Raw genomic sequence first — 24,593 nt, forward strand, 5'->3', positions numbered from 1 at the left:
CATTGCAGTTTGCGATAAAACAGAATTTTTAGCGTCACCGCATACGGTTATTTTTGAAAAGTCACTTGAAAAGCTTTTTGAAAAGGTAAAGGAAACTGTAATTAATCTGAAAGCCGAAATTGTGGTTGTGGGACTTCCAAAGAATATGGACGGAAGCGAGGGCGACAGTGCCCAAAACGCAAGAGCGTTCGCTGAGCGTTTGCAGAAGGAAACCGGTTTGCAGGTGGATTTGCAAGATGAAAGAGGTACTACAATCACAGCCCACAACTTTTTGAACGATACAAACACAAGGGGAAAGAAAAGGAAAAATGTGGTTGACGAGGTAGCCGCAACCATTATTTTGCAAAATTACCTTGATAGGCGAAAGAATAGCAAAAATTTTTGAATTATACAAATTGTAATTAACACTTCTTTTAACATAAATGTTGAAAACTATGTGGAAAATGTGAAAACCAATGTTAAAACATAGTGGAAATTACACTCACCTTACAAGTAACACCCAATACTTTACAGAAATGTAACAATTCAACAATTAACGCAGGAGTTTTCAACATTAATGTTAATAATTGAATGTGGAAAGATTTTAATTACAATTAGTATAAAACAGATGTCAAGGTATAAAAATAAACAAAAAATTTGAGTGAAAAACCTGTGACTGCCAAAGCAAAAAACAGATTGAAAAAAGGAGGAAAAAGGAGAATGGAAGATAAAGACCTTGTGTTCGACCGTGAACACCATATATTGTATTCCAAGCAATGCAAAAAAGAAATTCTGAGTAAAATTTCTTTGCATTATTCTGACGAAGAGACTGAAAAATTTTTTACAAAGGTTCAGCTTCAATATGTTGATTTTTTAAAAGATTTCAGAACGGATTTGGGCGGAAAGAAAAATTTTCATAACGGAGCAGGCGGAAACTATGACTGTATCGCTTTATTCAGCTACTATGTAGTGTGCAAAGACAAGACTTCTATAGCTGAAATTGAAGAGATGGAGGGTAATTTGTTTTTACCGGCATTTAAGATGCTGAAATTTGTAGACTGCAACAAGCCGATATATAAAAAGCTTATGTATAAATCGTTTGCAGTGTCAAAGAAGAAGTGTGACAAATGGAATGATTTTGATATGAATGTTGCTCCATACAAAAAAGATGAGCCGATTTATTATGAGTTTACCAAATGCCCGATAGCCGAGTTTGCAAAAGAACATAATCTGCTTGAAGTAATGCCGGCTATGTGCAATCCCGATTACACAGCTATGGAGCTGATTCACGCAAGACTCGTGAGAAAAACAACCTGTTCAAACGGCTCTGTATGTGATTATACAATTTGCGGAGATAAAGACGAATATCTTAAACAGCATGAGGAATACATAGATGAAGAGGGTTACAGAAGAAATAAGTGAGGCAGATAATGGAATAAAGGCTGAGGTAACATTGATGAATTATGGTTTAGCAGAAAGCTTAGGATAAATAATAAAAAATTTAGGTCGAGCCTTTTTAAAGGCTCGTGGGTTTGGGCAAAGCCCAAGAAAGGCTGTGTCTATTACAATTTATAAGGCACAAACAGCAACGCTGTTTGTGTGATACATCAAAGTTTGATAAAACAGGCGACAGCCTTTTAAAAGAAATACTTCATTAATAAATAAAGAAGAATGGCTTTTTGTGTTGCTATCGCAATTATAAGGCTTTCGCTGTTGTGTTCAAGCCGCCAAACAACTTGCTGTTTGGCTATCAAAACCTTGCGTTAGCTTAAAGTATTGTGGGCTTTTCCCCCACCCACAACCATTTAAAAAGGTTGACCAAATTTTTATTTTCGAGTATAAAGTCTGTGCTAATTCAAAGAAAATTTCCCGACCGTTGCTAAACCCTAATTTTCCCAATTAAATATATCTCCCAAAATGTTAATTTGACATTTGAACAGCAAATAAAAAACACTCCCGAAAAATTCGGGAGTGTTGAAATTTTGTGAGATCAAACAAATATATTATTGAAAAGAATTACCGAGATAATTCCGCAGGTTGTGCCAAGCAGCATTCCGCAAACTACATCTGTGAGATAGTGAACTCTCAGATAGATTCTCGAAAAGCCAATTAAAAATGCAAGCATAAGAATTGGCAGGCAAGCCGCAGGCTGACACCTCAGAACTGCTGTTGAAGCAAATGCAAACGATGCAGTTGTGTGACCTGACGGGAACGAGTAAAACCTTGGTTTATTAATAATCTGCTCCTCATCATCAAGGAGATGACAAGGGCGTGTCCTCTTTACAAGATGTTTAATGATAATTTCGCCCATAAGGTGAGCAAGACACAGGGCAAAAACAAAGTTAAAACCTGTTTTTCTCCACTCCGGCACAACAAAGAACGGCACACAGATTGCCCACCATACAAAGCCGGCGTTGCCAAGTCTTGAAGCGGTAACCATAATTCTGGTTAAACCAGGCTTGTGCATTCTGCTGATATTATATAGAACTTTGTTGTCAACAGTTTGAATTCGACCGAACATATAACAAAACTCCTAATCAACGCTGATATTGATGAATTTCCAAAAGATGCTAATATTTTTGACAAATAATTATAAACTTTTGAACAATATCGTTACACATCTTTATTATAGCATAAGAATTTTGTTTTGAACAGTAGTTTTATAAAATTTATCTTGATTTTACATTAATTAAATGAGCTACAGACGGAATACTTTCACCCTGTCCCGATGATGTGGGGCTCATCAATGCTCCTGTTGCCATAAACAGGATATTTTGGTATTTTCCGCTTGTTACGGAATTTAAAATTTCAGAGCAGAACACCGAACCGGCACAGCCACAGCCTGAACCGCCGGCATGAACATCTTGTCCCTCTAAATCAAAAATCATCATACCGCAGTCATAATGCTTTGGCTCAATATCAATATTTTCAAGTGCAAGCAAATCGTATAGCGACCGACTTCCTACCAAACCTAAGTCACCGGTGAAAATTGCGTCATAATCTGACGGCTTTGTGTTGGTGTCGGCAAAATAATCTATAAATGTCTGAGCCGCAGCTGGTGCCATTGCTGCCCCCATATTGTTGGCGTCCGTAACGCCAAGGTCAACAATTTTGCCGGCGGTTGCTCTTGCAATGCAAGCACCTTTTTTAGAATTGTTGACAATACAGCATCCGGCACCCGTAACCGTCCATTGTGCGGTAGGAGTTCGCACCCCTCCGTATTCAAGCGGAAATCGGTACTGCCTTTCTGCCGATGCAAAATGAGAAGATGTAACGCAGGCAGCGGTATTTGCCGCATTGCTTTCAACAAAGACAGCAGTCATCAGCAAGCCCTGAGCCATTGTAGAGCAAGCCCCGTACTGACCAAGGTAAGCAATGTTGAAATCACGCAGACCAAAGCTTGACGAAATACATTGGTTGAGCAAATCGCCCGCAAAAATGTAGTCAATATCCTCAGCCTTGACATCTGCTTTCTGCATAGCGGTTTCAACAGCGGTGAATTGCAAGGTGCTTTCAGCCTGCTCGTATGTGTTTTTGCCGTTGTAGCTGTCATAAATGATTTTATCAAAGCCCTTGCCAAGCGGCCCTTCACTCTCTTTTTTGCCTGCAACAGAGGCGTACCCTATAATAGACGGCATTTCTTCAAAACCAAGTGTGTGCCCTCCGATTCTTCGTATCATAAAAAAACTCCCTTCTGCACTATTATCTGCAAAAGGGAGTATATTATTTATATTATTAGCGTGATGAGTGAAATCAATAACCCCAGCGGTCAAAAAATCTTACATCTTCATAGGTAAGAATGTAGTTTTGACTCTCGTGAAATTCGCTGGCAACGAGAAGAGGGTTGTACATATAAAGAATTCTGTGCTGAACAGCATCGTGGTTTTCGTCAAAAATATATCTGACTGCCTGCTTGCAAGCGTCATTTGCAGGAATGTCTGTACTGCCTGTGTAGTGGTAATCCCTGATGATTGCATCTACACTTGTAAAACCGTCAAAGCACATAGCGTCTTTTACAGACTGTGCAATAAGAGAAGCACCAACAAAACCGCCTGAGCCAAACTCGCCCATACAAAGTCTTTCAAGCAAATCTCTGTCGTGGTCAGAGAGTGTTACTTGTCCGCATTTATATGTTTTGTCAGGATTGTCAATAGCTACAAGATAGCCTGCGTTCCATTGCTCGTTATAATCGGCAGGCTCTGCAACAGGGATTGCAGTTGCAAACTGAACAGTAGCTGCCTGAGTTGTAGCAGCAGTTGAAGCCTTGGTAGCCTTTGGCTTTGTTGTTGCAGTGGTTGAAGGCTTAACGGTAGTTGCCTGAGTTGAGGCAGGCTGTGTTGGTTTTGTAGGCTTTGTTGTAGCCGTCTCGGTAGGCTCACTTGTTGCGGTATCCGCTGTAGCAATTTTTACTATGCTTGGGTTAATTCTGCTTTTATATGCTGTGTCAGCGGTTGAAACAGCATGTTTTGTTTGTGTAGTAAGTGCGGAAATAACTGTGTGTCCGACAAGTGTCAGTATCAGTATTCCCAAAATAACTGTAAGTACAGTATTTAGCTTGTTGTCAAAGAATTTTTTCATCCTCATCAGCCTTTATATTTTATTTTTGCGTTCACACGCTCGTATTTTAAATTATAGCATAATTTATTGATTATTTCAACTATATATTGCACTTATGTTAAAAATGCAAAATTTTTAAATTTGCAAGTTTAAGTTTTGCACACTATAGGACAAAAATTAACAATAATTATATAAAATATAAATATACATTGCAAAGTATTCCCAAAAATTTCCCGAAATATTCCTGTTAAAAGCAGGATAAAATTTGTAAAAAATGCTTGAAAAATGCGATATTTCGCATTATAATAAATGTGTATGAGTGTAGAGGCTCAACAATAATCGAAAGGAGAAGTACACATGATTTATTCAAATGAAGTAGAAAAGATGTGCACTGTCGCAAAAGGTCCAAAACACGGTCCTGCACCTATTCCTGAAGAGGGTAAATGGGTAAAATCCTATGATATTAAGGATATTTCAGGTCTTTCACACGGTATTGGCTGGTGTGCACCACAGCAGGGTGCTTGCAAGCTCACACTTAATGTTAAGGACGGTATCGTAGAAGAGGCTCTTGTAGAAACAATTGGTTGTTCAGGTATGACTCACTCAGCTGCTATGGCTGCTGAAATTCTTCCTAACAAGACATTGCTTGAGTGCCTTAACACAGACCTTGTTTGTGATGCTATCAACACAGCTATGAAGAACATCTTTGAGCAGCTCGTTTACGGCAGAAGCCAGACAGCTTTCTCAGAGGGCGGTCTTCCAATCGGTGCCGGTCTTGAGGACCTCGGTAAGGGACTTCGTTCACAGGTTGGTACAATGTACAGCACAAACGCTAAGGGCGTTCGTTATATGGAAATGGCTGAGGGCTATGTAATCAAGACTGCTCTTGATGAGAATGACGAGGTTTGCGGCTATCAGTTCGTAAAGCTTGGCAAAATGCTCGAGGACATTCGTCACGGTGTAGAGCCAAACGAAGCTTACAAAAACAACATCGGTCAGTACGGTCGTTTTGATAATGCGGCTAAGTACATTGACCCTCGTGAAGAATAATTCGGTAGGAGGACACTATAATGGCAGTTACATTTGAAAGTATGGAAAGAAGAATGCCTAAAATTGAGAAGTGCCTTGCCGAATACGGTATTGCAAGTCTTGAAGAGGCAAGAGAGCTTTGCAACAGCAAGGGTTTTGATGCTTATGACATCGTTAAGGGCGTTCAGCCAATCGCATTTGAGAATGCAGGTTGGGCTTACACACTTGGTTGTGCAGTAGCTATTAAGAAGGGCGTTAAGACAGCTGCCGAGGCTGCTGAGTGCATCGGTATCGGTCTTGAGGCTTTCTGTATCCCTGGCTCAGTTGCTGAGCAGAGAAATGTTGGTCGTGGTCACGGTAACCTAGGTGCAATGCTTCTCAGAGATGAAACAAAGTGCTTTGCATTCCTCGCAGGTCACGAGAGCTTTGCTGCTGCTGAAGGTGCAATCGGTATTGCTCGTAACGCTAACAAGGCAAGAAAAGAGCCACTTAAGGTTATTCTTAACGGTCTTGGTAAGGATGCAGCTTACATCATTTCAAGAATCAACGGCTTTACATATGTAAAGACTCAGTTTGATTACTTCACATCAGAGCTTAAAATCGTTGAAGAGAGAGCTTTCTCAGACGGTGAAAGAGCTGCTGTTCGTTGCTACGGTGCAGACGATGTTCGTGAGGGCGTAGCTATTATGCAGCACGAGAATGTTGGCGTATCTATCACAGGTAACTCAACTAACCCAACTCGTTTCCAGCACCTTGTTGCAGGTACATACAAGAAGTGGGCTATTGAGAACGGTGTTAAGTATTTCTCAGTTGCTTCAGGCGGCGGTACAGGTCGTACACTTCACCCGGATAACATGGGTGCAGGCCCTGCTTCATACGGTCTTACAGACTCAATGGGCAGAATGCACGGTGATGCTCAGTTTGCAGGTTCATCTTCAGTTCCTGCTCACGTTGAGATGATGGGCCTTATCGGTATGGGTAACAACCCAATGGTAGGTGCTACAGTTGCTTGTGCAGTTGCAGTTTACGAGGGATTAAATAAATAATAAACCTTTCGGTTAATGCAATTAGAGAGGTCGCAGAGCTTTTTCTGTGACCTCTCGTTTTGAGTCCGGATTAAGACAAATGTATAACAAGTAATAAATGTCATAAACTTATTAATCGGTATTTTTGAATTGCAAGTTATGGTATAAAGTAACAAGGGGTTATAATATGAGTAATTGGAACACTTTTTTAAAGTCCGTACCTGCCGGGGTAATGATTGGATTGGGCGTTACGGCTTTTATTTCAACAGAAAATAAAATGTTTGGTTCAATTTTGTTCTGTCTGGGACTTTTTGGCATATGTGCATTTGGCTTTAACCTTTTTACAGGCAAAATCGGCTACATCATTCCGACTAAAAATAAACCTAATTGTCTTATGATTTGGCTTGGCAACCTTGTAGGCTGTCTTATCACAACAGTTCCGCTGAGATTTGCAAGTCCAAAATATAACGAGGCTGCTGCAATTCTTGCAGAAAACAAGCTTTCACAAAACTTTTTGCAGACCTTTATTCTCGGTATTTTCTGCGGTATGATTATGTATATCGTTGTTGAAAATTATAGCTCAAACAACAGTGCTCTCGGTAAATATCTCGGAATTTTCCTTGGTATTCCGGCTTTTATCTTTGCTGGCTTTGAGCATAGTATTGCGGATATTTGCTACTTTTCTTATGCAGCGTCATCACTTGAGCAGGTGGCACAGATGTTTGTTTACATATTAATAGTATCTGTTGCAAACGGCATTGGCTCTGTTATTTTCCGAGCATTTACTATAATGTATAAGGAAAAAGTTAAAAAATAAATTTGAATATAACATTGAATGTGTAAAAATATTTGGTCGGCAGTTGTTGAAATTGCCGACCTTTTACAATTTGGATCTATTTTAATAGTTGGGGTAAATTGTTAGTTAGCAACGGTCGGGAAATTTTGCTTGAATTATCACAGACTTTATACTCGGACATAAAAATTTGGTCAACCTTTTCAAAGGTTGTGGGTGTGGGCAAAGCCCACAAAGATTTTATATAACACAAAGTTTTGATAGCCAAACAGCAAGCTGTTTGGCGGATTAAGCACAATGGCGAAAGCCTTATAATTGCGATAGCAACACAAAAAAATCATCATTCGTAATTATTTATTAATGAATTATTTTTTTAAAAAGGTTGTCGCCTGTTTTGTCAAACTTTGCTTTAGCACACAAACAGCAACGCTGTTTGTGCCATATGAATTGTTATGAAAACAACTTTTCTTGGGCGTTGCCCAAACCCACGAGCCTTTAAAAAGGCTCGACCTAAATTTTATTATAGAACCAACATTTTTATTAAAAAGGTATTGATTTTATTAAAAATTTATGCTATACTTACAAAGTAATTGCAAGCCAGTTAAGCGTGCAACTAAGTGAGCGGCAGGCCCTGTACGATTGGGGTCTGTGAATCATGTCAGGCGGGGAACCGAGCAGCATTAAGCAGTATTGCCGATGCGATGCAGTAAGTCTGTCGTTCACTTATTTGCATGATGCCGTATAATTATTCGGCTGACGGCTTGCATTTTTTATTGAAGAGAGGTGTTTTTTATGTACCGAGTGCTTTACCGCAAGTGGCGACCTGCTGTGTTTACCGATGTTTCGGGACAGGAGCATATTACCACCACCCTGCAAAACGAGGTTTCCTCTGGCAGACTTAACCACGCCTACCTTTTTACAGGCTCACGAGGTACAGGAAAAACCACCTGTGCAAAAATTCTTGCCAAGGCTGTAAACTGCCTTAATCCGCAGAACGGCAATCCTTGCGGTGAATGTGAAATCTGCAAGGGAATTGATGACGGCAGTATTCTTGATATTGTTGAGATGGACGCCGCCTCTAATCGTAAGATTGACGATATTCGTCAGATAATTGACGAGGTGCAGTTTAAGCCTACCAAGTGCAAATACAGGGTGTATATTGTCGATGAGGTGCATATGCTCACCACAGAGGCTTTCAACGCTCTTCTTAAAACGCTTGAAGAACCGCCGGAGCATGTTATTTTTATACTTGCCACCACTGAGGTTCACAAGCTTCCGCAGACAATTCGTTCAAGATGTCAGCGTTTTGATTTCCACAGAATTCCGCCAAGGGCAATAGCTGACAGGGTGGAGTATGTAGTATCTCAGGAAAACGCAGAGATAACCGAGCCGGCGGCACTTATGCTTGCTTCGGTTGCAGACGGTGCACTTCGAGATGCACTCTCACTTCTTGACAGCTGTCTTGCTGTAAGCTCACATATTGATGAGGAAATTGTCCGCAATGCAGCCGGACTTGTGCAGAAAACCTATCTTTTTGAGCTTGCAACAGCAATTATCAACAAAAACCCGACAAAGTCGCTTGAGCTTATCGACAGACTTTATTCCGAGTCAAAGGATATGGCAAGGCTTTGTGATGAGTTTGTTGAGCATTTCAGAGCATTAATGCTTATTAAAACAATCAAAAATCCGAGAGATATTCTGATAATGTCAGACGATGAGTTTGAACAGGCGGTTACGCAGTCAGACTATCTTTCACTTGCAGATATAGTTTTCTATATGGATGTGCTTTCAAGGGCATATCAGCGAATGGGCAAGGGAACAGGCGACAGAACAGAGCTTGAAATGGCACTTGTAAAGCTTTCGTCAGCCGAGCTTGACGGCACAGTTGAGGCACTCACAGCCAGAGTTACCGCACTTGAAAAAGCGGTAAAGCGTGGCATTACGGTGAATTATGCACAGCCTGCTCAGCAAAACGAGCAAGACGCAGCACCAAAGCCGCAGCCTGTACCGCAGGTTGTAGAAGACCCGTATGCTCAGCCTGAGCCGGAGCATAAAAAAGCACCTGTTGCTAAGCCGGCACCGGAGGTTAAGCCTGTTGTGCAGAGGGCGAGTGTAAACCTTGACGAGCTTTACGATAATGCAGTACCTTTTGCCAGATGGGTGGAGGTAGTAAACAGTTTAAAGTCGGTTTCAAGGTCAATAGCCGCAGCCTTTGCAGGTTCAACAGCATATGAAAGCGGAAATTATCTTTTGATTGACACAAATAATGAGCTTGCCTTTGACTTATTAAGACAAAATGGCAGAAGGGCAGAAATCAAGCAGGCTTTGCTTGAACTGACAGGCAAAAATTACAGCCTTGGGCCTTACAAAAGGTCAACACCTAAAAAAGTTGAAAAAACAGACCCGCTCAACACTCTTGTGCAGAGCCTTGAGGGCAGCGGAGTTGAAATAACACAAGAATAAATGAATTTTGAAAGGATGTTTTTAATATGAAAGCAAGATTACCAAAGGGTTACGGCAACGGCGGAGCAAACAACATTCAGCAGCTCGCTCGTCAGGCTCAGAAATTACAGGACGATATGGAGCAGGCTTCACAGGAGCTTGAGGCAAAAGAATACTCGGCTACTTCAGGCGGCGGTGCAGTAAGCGTAACAGTTACAGGTAAAATGGAGCTTACAAAGATTGATATTTCTAAGGATGTTGTTGATCCGGAAGATGTAGAGATGCTTTCTGACCTTATCATTGCAGCAACAAACGAGGCTTTAAGAGCTGCACGCAAGGAAAAGGAAGACACAATGGAAACTATCTCAGGCGGACTTAACATTCCGGGAATGTTTTAATAATGTCTAATTATAATGTTGCTCCGCTTGAAGTATTAGTGGAGCAGTTTGAAAGAATGCCCGGTATTGGTCACAAAACCGCACAAAGGCTTGCCTACTATGTGCTTAACCTCTCAAAACCGGAGGCAGAAGCACTTGCAAAGGCTGTGACCGACGCCCACACAAAAATCCACTACTGTGCAGAGTGCTGTAACCTTACAGACAAGGAGCTTTGCCCTGTATGTGCAAATCCTGCAAGGGATAAGTCGGTGATTTGTGTGGTTGAAACTCCCCGTGATGCCTCAGCGATTGAAAAAACACACGAATATAACGGTGTGTACCATATTTTGCATGGCTCAATTTCACCTCTTAACGGAATCGGCCCTGACAATATCACTATAAAACAGCTTTTGGCAAGATTTAACGGTGATGATGTCAAAGAAGTTATTATGGCAACAAACCCTACAGTTGAGGGTGACGCTACAGCTTTGTATATTTCAAAGCTGTTAAAGCCGCTCGGTGTTAAGGTAACAAGACTTGCCTATGGTATTCCTGTTGGCGGTGACCTTGAATATGCAGACGAATACACACTTGCAAAGGCTCTTGAAGGCAGGAGTGAAATATAATGGCTTCATTAAAAACAGTAGCACAGAACAAAAAGGCTCATCACGATTATTTTATTGAAGAATCCTTTGAGGCAGGCATTGAGCTTTGCGGAACAGAGGTAAAGTCAATCAGAGCCGGCAGAGTAAACCTTAAAGACAGCTGGTGTTCTATAGTTGAAGGTGAAATTTTCGTAAACGGAATGCACATTTCTCCTTATGACCACGGCAATATTTTTAATCGTGACCCTATGCGTGTTCGTAAACTTCTTATGCACAAAAAAGAAATCAACCGCCTTTTCGGCATTGTAAAGCAAACAGGCTATTCGCTGATTCCTATAAGCCTTTACTTTAAAGACAGCAAGGTAAAGGTGCAGGTAGGTCTTTGCAAAGGTAAAAAGCTTTATGATAAACGAGAGGATATGGCAAAACGCTCCGCAAAGCGTGATATGGAGCGAGCCATTAAAGAGCAAAGCAGATATTAATTTTAAACATAATATACCGTTGCAGTTTTGTTGCAGCGGTATTATTTTTTGCTGTTAAATTGTACAAAAATGGCGTAAATGATTGACTTTTAGCTTTATTTGAATTAAAATTATATAATAGCTTAGTGCGGAAAAAACAGTATTGCTCTGCAATGCGAAAGGAAAATTTTATGAAAATAAAAAGCTTATTTGTTGGCGATACCGACAATACATTTATTCAGTTTTTTAGGTATTGCTTTGTAGGCGGCTTTGCCTTTGTAGTCGATTTTGGCGTAATGACTTTATTAACTGAGGTTTTCTCGATTTATCCGGTTGTTTCGTCAACAATTTCATTTATTGCCGGCTTGGTGGTAAATTACCTGCTCAGTACATTTTGGATTTTTAAAAATTCAAAAATAAAAAATAAATTTGCAGAATTTCTTGCCTTTGCACTCATCGGTGTAATCGGACTTGGAATAAACGCAGCAATTATTTGGCTTTTCCAAAATCCGCTTGCCACAGGTCTTGTGTTTGGCGGCGAGTCTGCTGTGGTAAACGGCGAAACAAAGTATTTTTGGTTTTGGGGCATTCAGTATTACCACATCGGTAAAATTGTTTCTACAGTTGTAGTATTTTTGTGGAACTTCTGCGGCAGAAAATTTATTTTGTTTGATAAGAGTAAAAAATAATTCTTGTGATTAGAGAGGAAATATAATGAAAAAGGTAATTATTATTGGAGCAGGCCCTGCCGGTATTACAGCGGCAAACGAGTTATTAAAGGATACAAACGGTGAGTACGATGTTACTATTCTTGAGGAAACTGAGCGTATAGGCGGTATTTCTCAGACAGTACGCTACAACGGCAATCGTATGGATATTGGCGGTCACCGCTTTTTCTCAAAAAGTGACGAGGTAATGAACTGGTGGAGCGAGCTTATGCCTGTACAGGGCAAGCCGTCATATGACGATAAGGTTCTCGGCAGAGAAAAGCCTCTTGCAGAAAACGGCCCTGACCCTGAAAAGGACGACAAGGTTATTCTTGTGCGTGACAGAGTTTCAAGAATTTACTACAACAAGCATTTCTTCGACTACCCTGTTACAATGTCTGCATCAACAATTAAAAATATGGGCTTTCTCACCACAATGAAAGCCGGCTTCAGCTACTTAAAGTCTGCAATGTTTAAAAAGCCTGAAGATTCTCTTGAAAATTTCTACATCAATCGCTTTGGTAAGGTGCTTTACTCAATGTTCTTTGAGGGCTATACAGAAAAGTTGTGGGGCAGACACCCAAGTGAGATTTCTGCCGACTGGGGTTCACAGCGTGTAAAGGGACTTTCAATCAGAGCAGTATTAAAGGATATGTTCTCAAAGGCATTCGGCGGTAAGAAGTCATCAAAAGAGGTTGAAACCTCACTTATCGAGCAGTTCTGGTACCCGAAGTACGGTCCGGGTCAGCTTTGGGAGATTGCAACCGACAGAGCCGTAGAGCGTGGTGCAAAGCTTCTTAAAAACCACAGCGTAAAGAATATTGTATGCAAGGACGGCAAAGTTACTACCGTTGTATGCAGCACTCCTGACGGTGAAAAGACTATTGAGGGCGATATTTTTGTATCATCAATGCCTGTTAAGGATCTTGTTGAGGGTATGACCGGTGATGTGCCGTCAAAGGAAATCAAGTACATTGCCGAAAATCTCCCTTACAGAGATTTCGTTACTGTTGGTCTTCTTGTTAACAAGCTTAACCTTAAAAATGAAACCAAGATGAAAACTCTCAGCAATATTGTTCCGGACTGCTGGATTTATGTTCAGGAGACCAGCGTTAAGCTTGGCAGAATTCAGATTTTCAACAACTGGTCGCCGTATATGGTTGAAGACCCTGAAAATACAGTATGGATCGGTCTTGAGTACTTCTGTGCCGAAGGTGATGATTTCTGGAACCTCAGCGATGAAGAGTGCATTAAGTTTGCAACTAAGGAGCTTGAGTCAATGGGTGTTATCACTTCAAGCGAGGTTCTCGATTCACATCGTGAAAGAGTTAAAAAGGCATATCCTGCTTATTTTGATACATATGCTCAGATGGACGAGCTTATTAAATATCTTGATACATACCAAAACCTTTACTGCGTAGGTCGAAACGGTCAGCATCGCTATAATAATATGGATCACTCAATGCTTACCGCTATTCGTGCCGCTGAGGCAATTAAGAGCGGCAATACAGATAAAAATTCTATCTGGAATGTAAATACAGAAAAAGAATACCACGAAACGAAGTAATTGGTTTTGGAGGTAGTCTTATGGATTTTGTAGCTAATCATTTGGCGGTGGAGGAGAAATATATCCCTCCTAAAAATCACCCGTGCAGCGGTTTTGTAAAGGCAGTTATTTCACACCCGTATATTGTGGTTGCTGTTTTATGTCTTGCAAGTACAGTGCTTACCACAAGTGTTACATTTGGCAGGTTTTTCCCGATATTTGCACTTGTGCCAACACTTATTATTCTGTTTGCCGGTGTGCCTACAGGAATTTATTTCAGCTCAAAAAACGCAAAAACTAATGACGGCAGAAAAAGAATGGCATTGTATATGTCGCTTGCCGCATTTGTGGGAGCGTTAGGATTTTTCTTTATAGTGTTAATGAATGGTTCGATTGCTTTTCATATATTAAACTATGGCTTGCTTGTGTCGGCACTTGTGCTTATTTATCTTGCCTGCACAGACAAACTGAGCGACAAAGCCTTTATAATGGTGATTTTTGCTTTAGGCTTTGTTGTAAGACTTGCGTATGTGCTATATACTGAAATCTCGGTAAGACAGCACGATGTAGGAAATTTTGATATTGAAATCGGACACTGCGGTTACATAAGATATTTTTATGAAAACTTCAATTTGCCTGATTTTGATGTGAGAACACACTGGCAGTTTTATCATCCACCGCTTCACCATATCATTGCAGCAGTGTGGATGCGTTTGCAAACCTTAGTAGGTATTGAATATCATATGGCAGGCGAAAATGTGCAGATTCTCACACTTTTCTACTCATCAATCTGTATGGTGCTTTCCTACAAGATTTTCAGACAGTTAGGCTTAAAGGGCAGAGGCCTTGTGTGTGCTGTTGCTATTGTGGCATTTTGCCCGACATTTTATATAATGGCAGGAAGCATAAATAACGATATTCTATCAATTACATTTATGCTTGGAGCAATTTTAAACACACTTTATTGGTACAAAAAACCGACATTCCCGAGAATTATGGCAATTTCAATTTGCGTAGGACTCGGAATGATGACCAAACTTTCTGTATGGATGGTTGCACCTGCTATTGCGTTTGTGTTTATTTATGTATTCGTTAAGAATATAAAAAGCTTTAAAAAGTTTATAGTGCAGTTTTTATGCTTTGGCGTTGTATGTGCACCGCTTGCTTTATGGTGGCAGGTAAGAAATCTTCTGAAATTCGGAGTTCCGCTTACATATGTGCCTGCACTTTCACCTACAAGCGACCAGTATATCGGCAATCTGCCGACTTTGAAAAGATTGTTTGATTTTAGTTTAGGACAGTTTTCAAATGTTGGCGACCAGTTTGTAACCTACGGTGCGTCATATAATGAATACAATCCGCTTGTTGCTTTGTTCAAGACATCAATGTTTGATGAGCTTATAAACACAAGCAATTATCCGAGAATTGCCGGCTTTAATATAATTTTGTTTTGGTCAGCGGTTGCCATTGGTGTGCTTGGCTTTGGTGCTATGATTTTCGCTTTTTGCAAGAGAAAAGATTCACCAATCGGTTTTGTACAGAAGATATTCCTTGCGTTGATATATGTAGTATTCTTTGCATCTTATTACATTTTCTGCTTCCAGTTCCCATTTGTTTGCACAGAGAACATCAGATATGCAGTTCCTCTTATAATACTGGGTGCATTCTTTACAGGACTTGCGGTACAGTATTTTGGCAAAGGTTCAGACAAAAAATATAAATCTGTTGCAAGAGGTGCAATCTACACCCTAACAGCAGTATTCAGCGTTGCGTCTATACTTGTTTATTACATAGTAGCAATGCCATAAACAGATAAAAAGCTCTCATTTTGAGGGCTTTTTGCTTTTATGTTGGGGTGACATTGATAAATTATGTTTTTTATTACGAGAAGATAGTTTGCAAAATAATAATTTTCTTGTTCCCGACAATGACTTAGTAACAATCGGGAGTTAAAAGCTTGAAATTGCATATACTCTCTACTCGGAAATAAAAATTTGGTCAACCTTTTTCAAAGGTTGTGGGTGTGGGCAAAGCCCACAATACTTTAGCTAATGCAAAATTTTGATAGCCAAACAGCTTTCTGTTTGACGGCTTGAACACAACGAGAAAAGCCATATAATTGCGATAGCAACACAAAAAGGCATTATTCTTTATTAATGAATTATTTCTTTTAAATGGCTGTCGCCTGCTTTGACAAACTTAGCCTTAGCACACAAACAGCGTTGCTGTTTGTGCCTAAAAATTTGCAATAAAAACAACTTTTATTGGGCGTTGTCCAAACCCACGAACCTTTAAAAAGGCTCGACCTAAATTCTATTATTATTAAGATTTTGCATAAGCAAACAATAATTTATCAATGTTACCCCAACATAAAAATAGAACCTTCTTTGTTTGATTTATAAGTCAGCGTATTATTTCTTATTTCTAAGGCAAAAGTTTTTATTATGCGTAGAACACAGAATACACAAAAAATCCCCATGCTACTGATTTTGTATAGTAGCATGGGGATTGCATTTAATGATTTAATTATTTCTCTGTACGCTTACGGCTTACGATTAATGTTAAACCTGCGGCACAAACAACAGTTGCAAGCAATGCAAATGAAGCTCGGCTGTCGCCTGTTGATACTTTACCATTTTCAGTCTTCGCAGTATCAGCGGTTGCAGCTTTCTGATCAGGTGTAGCTGCTTTTGTTACTGCCTGTGTTGTGGGTTCTGCTGTGGTAGCAGCAATAGTAGTAGGAGCGGCTGTAGTTTCCGGTACAGTTGTAGTGGTTGTAGTAGGCTCTGTAGTTGGTTCTGTAGGACGCTCAAGAGCAGGAATTGTAAATGAATATTCAATCGGCTCTACATCGTCAATGTCATCTGCATTAGCAGAAATTTTAACTGTTACGGTTTTCTCAACATATGACGGCTCAGCGTGAAGAGTCCATGTATTCTGCATTTCTTCTGACTGAACAAGTTTATCATAGTTTGCTGAACTGTCACCTGAAAGAGTAACACCCTGCGGAAGATCAAATGAAATTTTTGCGTTATTTACATCTACATTACTTGAGTTTTTCAGATATGTAGTAATTGATAAAGGCTTGTATCCGTTACCTTCGTCATTTGCTTCAAAACTACTTGTTGATCTTGTTGCACCAAGTGTAAGACTGCCCTTTGTAACCTCAAGTTCACCAAGACCGTAATATGTAACAAAGTCTTTGCTTTCACCTGGAGCAAGAGTTACAGGATACCAAATAGAGTTTACTACGCTATCGCCGAGACTCAAACTTGTATCACATTCAGGTGCATACTTACGGGCGGATGTTATGTAGTTATTAAACTGAACATAGTCCGGTTTTAATGAGCCTGTAGCAAAAAAGCCTGTTGAAACAATAGTTGGGTTCTCAAGATTATCAAAAGCCTGATATGATGCCGGAATATTGTCACCCTCAAATTGCTTTCTTGTTTTTACAGCTCCGACATTCGGAATTCTGAACGGTGCATCATCGTTATCGTCAAGCATTGTGTCGAGCATAATCTGTCCGGCAACTTCCTTGCTTTCATCTGAAACATTGGTAACTTCAAACTTAATCTCAACGATATTTTTGTTTCCGTTTACTTTGTTTGGAATAAATGAAAGTGTTCTTGTTGTATTGATGCCGGTTCTTGAAGTGTCAACATCAATTATGCTGTCACCCTCAACAACGCTGCTATTGTCATTACAGTAAAAATCTTTTGTCTTTCCGTTAAGTTTCAGAGTAAAGTTTGATGTGGAATTAAACAAAAGCTTTTTCTTGTCTCCTGATTCACCAAGTGCATAAATTGTAAAGTCGCTTCTGGAATCATCGGTATTAATTTCAAGGAACTCGTTTTTAATGCCTGTGCCTGTTGAAACAGTGGTTGTGTTTTCCGCAAATGCAGATGTTGCTGCCATTGACACTACAACGCCTGCTGTAAGTGCAAAAGCAAATACTTTTTTTGTTAAATTTTTCATTCTTTACCATACCTCAATCAATAATAATATACCACTCACAATGTAGTATTTTATCATAATATAAAAATATCACATTGCAATAGCAGTATTTTACCACATAAATGTTGCTTTTTCAATTGAGATTTGTACTCAAACATTTATGTATATTTTTGCTTTTTTAAGTGGTAATACACAAAAGCATTTATTAAATATAGCAAATACCAAACAAAAATAAAACTATAAAACGAAATTTTGGTAAAAATTAAATTTGATAAACGCACATTTTACAGAGTTTGTATTGATTTTCGTATTTAATTGGTGTATTATTAGTTAGAATTATGATTGCGAGCTTGCAATCCTTTTTTGATGAGGTAATAATATGAGGATAGTAATTGTCGGATGCGGTAAAGTCGGCACATCCATAGCGTCCCAGCTTAATGCCGAGGGACATGATATAGTTGTGGTTGATATTGACCGAAACGCTGTGCAAAATCTTTCAAATTCCCTTGATGTTATGGGAATTGAGGGTAACGGTGCATCGTATGAGGTGCTTGCAGAGGCAGGGGCAGAAAAGGCTGACCTTGTAATTGCAGCGGCAGCTCTCGATGAGGTAAATCTTTATACCTGCCTTATGGCAAAGGCTGCGGGTACTACACACACAATAGCAAGAGTGAGAAACCCACAATATTCGGCAGATATTCACCGCATTAAGGATACTCTTGGCCTTTCAATGTCTATTAATCCGGAGCTTACGGCAGCAAAAGAAATGAGCAGACTTCTCAGATTTTCGGGTGCTCTTGAGATTGATACATTTTCAAGAGGTTCTGTTGAGCTTATTAAGGTGGCTCTTCCTGAGAATTCAGCAATAGCAAATAAAAAAATCAGCCAGATTGACATTCTCAAGGGCAAAGTGAGAATTTGCCTTGTTGAGAGAGGTGATGAGGTATTCATTCCAAACGGTGACTTTGTGCTGCTTGGCGGTGACAGAATATCGGTTGCGTCAAAGGCTGATGTAGCGGCAAAATTCTTTAAGCGTATCAGCGTGGCAATCGGCAGAAGCCGAGATGTTATTTTGCTTGGTGGCGGTAAAATATCTTTTTACCTTGCCAAAAATCTTATTGATTCCGGTGCAAATGTAAAAATTATTGAGAAAAATCCTAATCGCTGTTGGGAACTTACAAATATTCTTCCTGAGGCAGTTGTCATTCAGGGCGACTGTATGGATCAGGACTTGCTTTTGAGCGAGGGAATTGAGCACGCAGACGGCGTTGCCGCACTTATGGATTATGATGAGGAAAATATTCTTATTTCCCTTTATATTCAGAGCGTGTCAAAGGCAAAGGTGATTACAAAGGTAAACAATACCTCCTTTGATTCAATTCTTCACGGATTAAAAATCAAGACAATTATTCACCCTAAAAATCTTACAGGTGAGTATATTGCAAGCTATATTCGTGCAATGCAAAATTCTTTGGGCAGTAATGTTGAAACCCTTTATAAGCTTAATGATGACGCTGTAGAGGCACTTGAGTTCAGAGTACGCAGTACATCAAGAGTAACGGGTATTCCGCTACAGGAGCTTAATTTAAAGGATAACTTGCAGGTTATCAGTATCAATCGTCACGGAAAAATCATTCTCCCACAGGGTAGTGATAAAATCCTCTGCGATGATACTGTAGTTGTAATTACTAAGCATAAAGGCCTTAGCGACCTTGATGATATTTTAAAGCATTGAGGTCTTAGCTATGAATAAAAGAAGTATTATTTATATTCTCGGTTGGGTGCTTATTGTTGAGTCAATAGCAATGCAGATAGGCACAGTAACCGCCCTGATTTACGGCGAAAAAGAGGCAATATATTTTGTGGTTACGGGTATTGTGTGTGCAATCCTCGGTGTAATTGCTGTAAAGGTAAAAAAGCCGCAGAATATGGTGCTCTACCAAAAGGCAGGCTTTGCGGCAACGGCACTAAGCTGGATATTGTTATCTTTTGCAGGCTGTATGCCGTTTTGGCTTAGCGGAGAGATTCCGTCATTTATAGATGCTTTTTACGAAACCGTATCAGGCTTTACCACAACAGGTTCAACTATTCTTAATGATGTAGAGGCACTGAGCAAGTGTATGCTTATGTGGCGAAGCTTTTTGCATTGGTTAGGCGGTATGGGCGTAATTGTCTTTTTGCTTGCAATTATCCCAAAGCTTGGCGGACAGCAGAATATTTTCCTTATGAAAGCCGAAAGCCCCGGTCCGATTATCGGCAAAACAGTGCCACGAATGAGAAACTATGCAACAATGCTCTATGGCATTTACATTACGCTGACAGCACTTGAGTTTATTTTGCTTTTATTTGGCGGACTTGATGTGTTTGAAGCTATAAACACAAGCTTTTCAACCGCAGGTACAGGTGGCTTTGGTATTTACAACAGCAATGCGGCGGCATTTGACAGCTACTATGTACAAATGGTAATTGCCGTATTTATGCTTTTGTTTGGCGTGAATTTCTCGGTATACCTTTGTCTGATTGCAAGAAAATTCAAGCAATCAGTAAAATTTGAGGAATTGTGGATATATCTTGGAATTGTAGCGGTATCGACTGCAATTATTGCATTTAATATCAGCTCAATTTACAAGCCGTATGACGCTTTCAATCAGAGCTTCTTCTATGTAACATCAATTATTTCGACTACAGGCTTTGGCCTTACAGATGTAAATAAATGGCCTGAGCTTTCAAAAACCGTTATTATTATTTTAACATTCATCGGTGCTTCGGCTGGCAGTACGGGCGGTGGCTTTAAAATTTCCCGTATTATCCTGCTCTTTAAGGAGGTAAGAAAGGAATTTTCGCTCCTTGTGCACCCACGCAATGTTAAGCTTGTAAAAATGGACGGTAAGGCAGTAAATCACGATATTATGCGTACCACATCAATGTATCTGGTACTTTATATCGGACTGTTTGCAGTAAGCTTTTTACTTGTTTCCATTGATAATATGGACTTTACCACAAGCTTTACTGCGGTAGCGGCAAGCCTTAATAATACAGGCCCGGGACTCGGTGCGGTAGGCCCTGTGGGTAACTACGCTGACTTCAGCATTTTGTCAAAGATAGTATTTATTTTTGATATGCTTGCAGGCAGACTTGAGCTTTACCCGCTTTTGCTTTTGTTTGCACCGTCAGCCTGGAAAAAATCGTAATATTTATACACCTCACAGCAAATAATAGTTGTGAGGTGATTTTTTATGTCAGAGGCAATTAACATAGCTTTAAACAAAGAAGAAAAGCAGAAAAGAGTTAAATTTACCTTTTATCAGAAAATATTTTTTCTATATTTTCTCAATATTACAGATTGGATATGTACAGAGGCTTTACTTGCAAGCGGTCAATTTGCAGAGGCAAATCCGGTTATGCAGCCTGTGCTCAATGATTTTTGGCAGACGGTCTTAATTAAAGGAATAATTCCCCTTGCGGTAATCATAGTATGCTGTCTTGTAAACAAATGGGCAGGTTCTGTGGACAGCAAATTGATAAACATAATGCTATATGTGGGTATTTCTATATATATGCTCGTAAATCTTTGGCATATTTTCAATTTTGTATTGCTCTTTTTCGTATTTTAGGGTAAAATAAAAAAGTATGAGTAAAAATGGAGGTGTTGTTTTTGCCCGCATTATCTGTAAGCAACCTGACAATGACATTTATAGAAAGAAATTTGTTTACCGATGTTTCGTTTGAGGTGGAGTCAAGGGACAAAGTTGGCTTTATTGGTGCAAACGGCGTGGGCAAAACAACTCTCTTTAAAATATTGGACGGAGAAATTTCGCCTACATCGGGAAATGTTGTTTTTGCAAAAGATACCGTAGTAGGCTATATGGAACAGCACGCCTGCAATAACCCACGCATAAGCATTTACAATGAGCTTTTGTCGGTGTTTGATTATCTTGCCGATATGGAGCAGGAAATCGCCGAAGTTACCAACGCAATAGAAAATAAGGACGGCGACTTAAACGCTCTTGTAGAGCGACAGACAAGGCTTATTGATGAATACGAAAGACTTGGCGGACTTACATACAAAAGCCGTACACGCTCGGCACTTCTTGGTTTGGGCTTTATGGAGTCCGAGCTTGAGATGCATGTCGGCAATCTCAGCGGTGGTCAGCGTTCAAAGCTTAGCCTTGCAAAGCTTTTGCTTTCAAAAAGTAACTTCCTTTTGCTCGATGAGCCGACAAACCACCTTGATATTAACGCAGTAAACTGGCTTGAAGGCTTTTTGCGTGACTTTAAGGGTGCAATGATTATCATAAGCCATGACAGATATTTCCTTGATAATGTTACAAACAAGACTATTGAGCTTGAGCATTGCAAAACAATGTGCTACAAGGGTTCGTATTCAGAATTTATCAAGAAAAAAGAGGCATATAACGAATCATTAAAGAATAAATATGAGAATGACCTTAACGAAATTAAGCGTATTGAGGGCATTGTGGAACAGCAAAAGCGTTGGGGCAGGGAGAGAAACTTTATTACTGCCGCAAGCAAGCAGAAAGAGGCTGACCGAATCAAGGCTCAGCTTGTTAAGCCGGAAAGCGAGCTTGACACCGTAAAAATGCGTTTTACGCCAAAGATTGAAAGTGGCACAGATGTTTTGATGTGCAACAATCTTTCAAAGTCATTTGGCGATAAAAAGCTGTTTTCTGATGTGAATATCCATATATGCAAGGGCGAAAAGGTGTTTATCCTCGGCGGCAACGGCTGCGGCAAGACAACCCTTTTCAGAATTTTAACGGGAAAATGTCCGCAGGATACCGGCGAATATGAATATGGCACAAATGTTACAGTAGGATATTTTGACCAGCTGCAACAGAACTTAAACCTTGAGAATACCGCAGTTGACGAAATCTGGGATACTTTCCCGCAGATGACGCAAACAGAAGTGAGAAGTGCTCTTGCATCGTTTCTTTTCAGAGGTGATGAGGTTTTTAAACCGCTTTCTAAGATGAGCGGTGGCGAAAGAGCAAGAATTTCTCTTGCAAAGCTTATGCTCAAGGGCAGTAACTTCCTTTTGCTTGACGAGCCGACAAACCATCTTGACTCGGCGTCAAGAGAAGAACTAGAAAAAACTCTTGCCGACTATAGCGGTACTTTGCTCATAATCAGCCATGACCGTTATTTTATTAATAAGCTTGCCGACAGGGTGCTTGTGCTTGACAAAAACGGTATAACCGAATATTTAGGCAACTATGACTATTATGTTGAGCATATGAAAACTGAGCAGACCGAAGTTAAGGCGACTGTAGTTAAGAAAGAGAAGCCTCAGAACGATTACTTCCTGCAAAAGCAAAGGCAGAGCGAGGAACGTAAAAGGCAGACAAGGCTTAAAAAAGCTGAGGAAGCTATTGAAAAGCTCGATGAAGAAATTGCCCAGACTCAGGAGCTTCTCTCAAGCGAAGAGGTGGCAGCGGATTACGAAAAGCTGATTGAACTTACTAAAAAGCTTGAAGATTTGCAGAATGAACAGGAAGAGCAGTTCGCAATTTGGGAAGAACTTTCTGATTGATGATTGATAATAAAATAAAGTTAATAGATAGCCGTATAATTTACGGCTATACATCTGCCCGTAGCGTAACCGGATAACGCAACAGATTCCGATTCTGGAGATTGGGGGTTCAAATCCCTTCGGGTAGGCCAAAACAAAAGACACCCTTGCGGTGTCTTTTGTTTTGCCCAAAGGGATTTGAAGCCGACCGTTAAGAAAACAGTCCGGTGGACTGTTTTTAGGGAGGAGCGTAGATGAAAGAATGACTAAGAAAAAGCCGCAATAAACGAGGTAGAAAGTTTTGTAAAAAGAAAAGTACTTCGGGTAGGCCAAAAAGACACCTTTGAGGGTGTCTTTTATTTTGCCTCTTTTTCAATAGTCGAGGTAAATTATGGTTTAGCAGAGAGCTTTGGATAATTAACATAAAATTTAGGTCGAGCCTTTTTAAAGGCTCGTGGGTTTGGGCAACGCCCAAGAAAAGTTGTTTTTATAACATTCTATCGGGCACAAACAGCGTTGCTGTTTGTGTGATACACCAAAGTTTGACAAAACAGGCGACAGCCTTTTAAAAGAAATAATTAATTTTTTCATTATATAACAAATGTTTTTTCTTGTTGCTATCGCAATTATAAGGCTTTCGCCGTTGTGTTCAAACCGCCAAACAGCTGGCTGTTTGGCTATCAAAGCCTTGCGTAAGTTTAAAGTATTGTGGGCTTTGCCCACACCCACAACCTTTGAAAAAGGTTGACCAAATTTTTATGTCCGAATATAAAGTCTGTGCTAATTAAAACAAAAATACCCGACTGTTAAGAAGTACTGATAATAATTTTTAAATTAAATTATGTATCAAATCAGCAAATTGATAACCTATACATAATATTTCTGCTGTTTTAATGCCAAATTTCTTTAAAAAATCAAATATTTTTAAAATATTTAAAGAAAAAATTAAAGAAATTTTCAATTTTTTTAAAAGCAAGGCAATTTGGCAATAAATATGGTTTTAAAAACCCAGTGTTTAAGCCGCTTTTTAGTACGCAAAAACTTTTTTTTGAAAAAAATTAAAAAAGTTTGAAAAAAGTGTTGACATTTGGAGTTCTGTATGGTATTATATATGAGCAGTCAACGAGAGAAACAAAAAATAAAAACAAAATCTTGTTGATACAGCGAATACGCTGGTGTAGCTCAGTTGGTAGAGCAGCTGATTTGTAATCAGCAGGTCGGGGGTTCAAGTCCGTCCACCAGCTCCAAAATAAGCCTACTGTTTAGGCAGTAGGCTTTACATATGGGAGAATTCCCGAGTGGCCAAAGGGGGCAGACTGTAAATCTGTTGTCACTGACTTCGGTGGTTCGAATCCACCTTCTCCCACCAAAATCCGTTCTCATTGAGGACGGATTTTTTATTTTTCTACATTTGTATAAGAGTAAAAGCAAAGTAAGTTTATTTAGGCTCTATGTCAATAGTTGGGGTAAACCCGAAAAAGAAGAATTGAAATGAACAAGCGAAAGTAAATCAAGCTATCGCTTGTTTTTGCATTTGGTGAGAAAACATATGTAAAATACGGTTACGGAAACGCTTAAAATTTCT

20 protein-coding genes, 3 tRNA genes and 1 other RNA gene are annotated in these 24,593 nt (G+C 39.7%); 20 read left to right on the forward strand and 4 right to left on the reverse strand.

Going from position 1 to position 24,593, the window contains the following annotated elements; all coding sequences use genetic code 11:
* Window position 1 precedes the first annotated feature (1 nt).
* Window positions 2–385 carry a Holliday junction resolvase RuvX gene (ruvX, locus tag ACJMMI_RS05245; RefSeq protein ID WP_405354149.1) on the forward strand — a complete coding sequence of 128 codons (384 nt, stop codon included), beginning with the start codon at window positions 2–4 and terminating at the stop codon, window positions 383–385.
* 314 nt (window positions 386–699) lie between these two features.
* Window positions 700–1,401 (forward strand): L-2-amino-thiazoline-4-carboxylic acid hydrolase, encoded by a 702-nt coding sequence (locus ACJMMI_RS05250; RefSeq protein WP_405354150.1) that lies wholly within the window; start codon window positions 700–702, stop codon window positions 1,399–1,401.
* 568 nt (window positions 1,402–1,969) lie between these two features.
* Here ACJMMI_RS05250 and ACJMMI_RS05255 read toward each other — a convergent pair.
* From ACJMMI_RS05255 to ACJMMI_RS05265, 3 genes are all read right to left on the reverse strand, one after another.
* Window positions 1,970–2,500 carry a phosphatase PAP2 family protein gene (locus ACJMMI_RS05255; protein ID WP_405354152.1) on the reverse strand — a complete coding sequence of 177 codons (531 nt, stop codon included), beginning with the start codon at window positions 2,498–2,500 and terminating at the stop codon, window positions 1,970–1,972.
* A gap of 148 nt (window positions 2,501–2,648) precedes the next feature.
* Window positions 2,649–3,659 carry a stage V sporulation protein AD gene (locus tag ACJMMI_RS05260; protein WP_405354153.1) on the reverse strand — a complete coding sequence of 337 codons (1,011 nt, stop codon included), beginning with the start codon at window positions 3,657–3,659 and terminating at the stop codon, window positions 2,649–2,651.
* A 73-nt stretch (window positions 3,660–3,732) separates the two neighbouring features.
* A complete protein-coding gene (locus ACJMMI_RS05265; RefSeq protein ID WP_405354155.1) occupies window positions 3,733–4,557 on the reverse strand; it encodes a hypothetical protein in 825 nt (274 codons plus the stop codon).
* A 336-nt stretch (window positions 4,558–4,893) separates the two neighbouring features.
* On the opposite strand from ACJMMI_RS05265, the gene ACJMMI_RS05270 reads away from it, so the two are divergent.
* The 11 genes from ACJMMI_RS05270 (at window position 4,894) to ACJMMI_RS05320 (ending at window position 15,329) form a co-directional block, all read left to right on the forward strand.
* Window positions 4,894–5,586 (forward strand): iron-sulfur cluster assembly scaffold protein, encoded by a 693-nt coding sequence (locus ACJMMI_RS05270; RefSeq protein WP_117706745.1) that lies wholly within the window; start codon window positions 4,894–4,896, stop codon window positions 5,584–5,586.
* A 20-nt stretch (window positions 5,587–5,606) separates the two neighbouring features.
* The gene (locus ACJMMI_RS05275) at window positions 5,607–6,611 is read left to right on the forward strand and encodes a GGGtGRT protein (protein WP_022235207.1); all 1,005 of its coding nucleotides are present in this window, start codon (window positions 5,607–5,609) and stop codon (window positions 6,609–6,611) included.
* 166 nt (window positions 6,612–6,777) lie between these two features.
* The gene (locus ACJMMI_RS05280) at window positions 6,778–7,407 is read left to right on the forward strand and encodes a formate/nitrite transporter family protein (RefSeq protein ID WP_405354157.1); all 630 of its coding nucleotides are present in this window, start codon (window positions 6,778–6,780) and stop codon (window positions 7,405–7,407) included.
* A 598-nt stretch (window positions 7,408–8,005) separates the two neighbouring features.
* Window positions 8,006–8,104, forward strand: an RNA gene (gene ffs, locus ACJMMI_RS05285) — signal recognition particle sRNA small type.
* Between the two features lie 71 nt (window positions 8,105–8,175).
* Window positions 8,176–9,846 carry a DNA polymerase III subunit gamma/tau gene (dnaX, locus tag ACJMMI_RS05290; RefSeq protein ID WP_405354159.1) on the forward strand — a complete coding sequence of 557 codons (1,671 nt, stop codon included), beginning with the start codon at window positions 8,176–8,178 and terminating at the stop codon, window positions 9,844–9,846.
* A 26-nt stretch (window positions 9,847–9,872) separates the two neighbouring features.
* The gene (locus tag ACJMMI_RS05295) at window positions 9,873–10,223 is read left to right on the forward strand and encodes a YbaB/EbfC family nucleoid-associated protein (RefSeq protein WP_405354160.1); all 351 of its coding nucleotides are present in this window, start codon (window positions 9,873–9,875) and stop codon (window positions 10,221–10,223) included.
* Window positions 10,224–10,225: 2 nt separating this feature from the next.
* Entirely contained in the window at window positions 10,226–10,828 is a 603-nt protein-coding gene (gene recR, locus ACJMMI_RS05300) for a recombination mediator RecR (protein ID WP_405354162.1), read from the forward strand.
* Window positions 10,828–11,289, forward strand: a complete 462-nt coding sequence (gene smpB, locus ACJMMI_RS05305) for an SsrA-binding protein SmpB (protein WP_405354164.1) — start codon at window positions 10,828–10,830, stop codon at window positions 11,287–11,289. Before recR ends, smpB begins: the two co-directional genes overlap by 1 nt.
* A gap of 170 nt (window positions 11,290–11,459) precedes the next feature.
* A complete protein-coding gene (locus ACJMMI_RS05310; RefSeq protein WP_405354166.1) occupies window positions 11,460–11,957 on the forward strand; it encodes a GtrA family protein in 498 nt (165 codons plus the stop codon).
* 25 nt (window positions 11,958–11,982) lie between these two features.
* Entirely contained in the window at window positions 11,983–13,542 is a 1,560-nt protein-coding gene (locus tag ACJMMI_RS05315; protein WP_405354170.1) for an NAD(P)/FAD-dependent oxidoreductase, read from the forward strand.
* A 20-nt stretch (window positions 13,543–13,562) separates the two neighbouring features.
* Entirely contained in the window at window positions 13,563–15,329 is a 1,767-nt protein-coding gene (locus tag ACJMMI_RS05320; RefSeq protein WP_405354172.1) for an ArnT family glycosyltransferase, read from the forward strand.
* Between the two features lie 718 nt (window positions 15,330–16,047).
* Here the strand turns inward: ACJMMI_RS05320 and ACJMMI_RS05325 are convergent.
* Window positions 16,048–17,499, reverse strand: a complete 1,452-nt coding sequence (locus ACJMMI_RS05325; protein ID WP_405354174.1) for a hypothetical protein — start codon at window positions 17,497–17,499, stop codon at window positions 16,048–16,050.
* 358 nt (window positions 17,500–17,857) lie between these two features.
* On the opposite strand from ACJMMI_RS05325, the gene trkA reads away from it, so the two are divergent.
* The 7 genes from trkA to ACJMMI_RS05360 all read left to right on the forward strand — a co-directional run bounded on the left by trkA (window position 17,858) and on the right by ACJMMI_RS05360 (window position 24,377).
* The gene (trkA, locus tag ACJMMI_RS05330) at window positions 17,858–19,213 is read left to right on the forward strand and encodes a Trk system potassium transporter TrkA (RefSeq protein WP_405354176.1); all 1,356 of its coding nucleotides are present in this window, start codon (window positions 17,858–17,860) and stop codon (window positions 19,211–19,213) included.
* A gap of 10 nt (window positions 19,214–19,223) precedes the next feature.
* On the forward strand, window positions 19,224–20,669 hold the full coding sequence (locus ACJMMI_RS05335; RefSeq protein ID WP_405354178.1) for a TrkH family potassium uptake protein: 1,446 nt from the start codon (window positions 19,224–19,226) through the stop codon (window positions 20,667–20,669).
* 45 nt (window positions 20,670–20,714) lie between these two features.
* On the forward strand, window positions 20,715–21,092 hold the full coding sequence (locus ACJMMI_RS05340; RefSeq protein ID WP_405354180.1) for a DUF5658 family protein: 378 nt from the start codon (window positions 20,715–20,717) through the stop codon (window positions 21,090–21,092).
* A 41-nt stretch (window positions 21,093–21,133) separates the two neighbouring features.
* The gene (locus tag ACJMMI_RS05345) at window positions 21,134–23,029 is read left to right on the forward strand and encodes an ABC-F family ATP-binding cassette domain-containing protein (RefSeq protein ID WP_405354182.1); all 1,896 of its coding nucleotides are present in this window, start codon (window positions 21,134–21,136) and stop codon (window positions 23,027–23,029) included.
* A gap of 54 nt (window positions 23,030–23,083) precedes the next feature.
* Window positions 23,084–23,160: transfer RNA gene (locus ACJMMI_RS05350), tRNA-Arg, on the forward strand.
* Window positions 23,161–24,179: 1,019 nt separating this feature from the next.
* A tRNA-Thr gene (locus ACJMMI_RS05355) sits at window positions 24,180–24,255 on the forward strand.
* 37 nt (window positions 24,256–24,292) lie between these two features.
* Window positions 24,293–24,377, forward strand: a tRNA-Tyr gene (locus ACJMMI_RS05360).
* Window positions 24,378–24,593 lie beyond the last annotated feature (216 nt).

Source organism: Ruminococcus sp., from assembly GCF_045129435.1.
Classification (GTDB): Bacteria; Bacillota; Clostridia; order Oscillospirales; family Acutalibacteraceae; genus Ruminococcoides.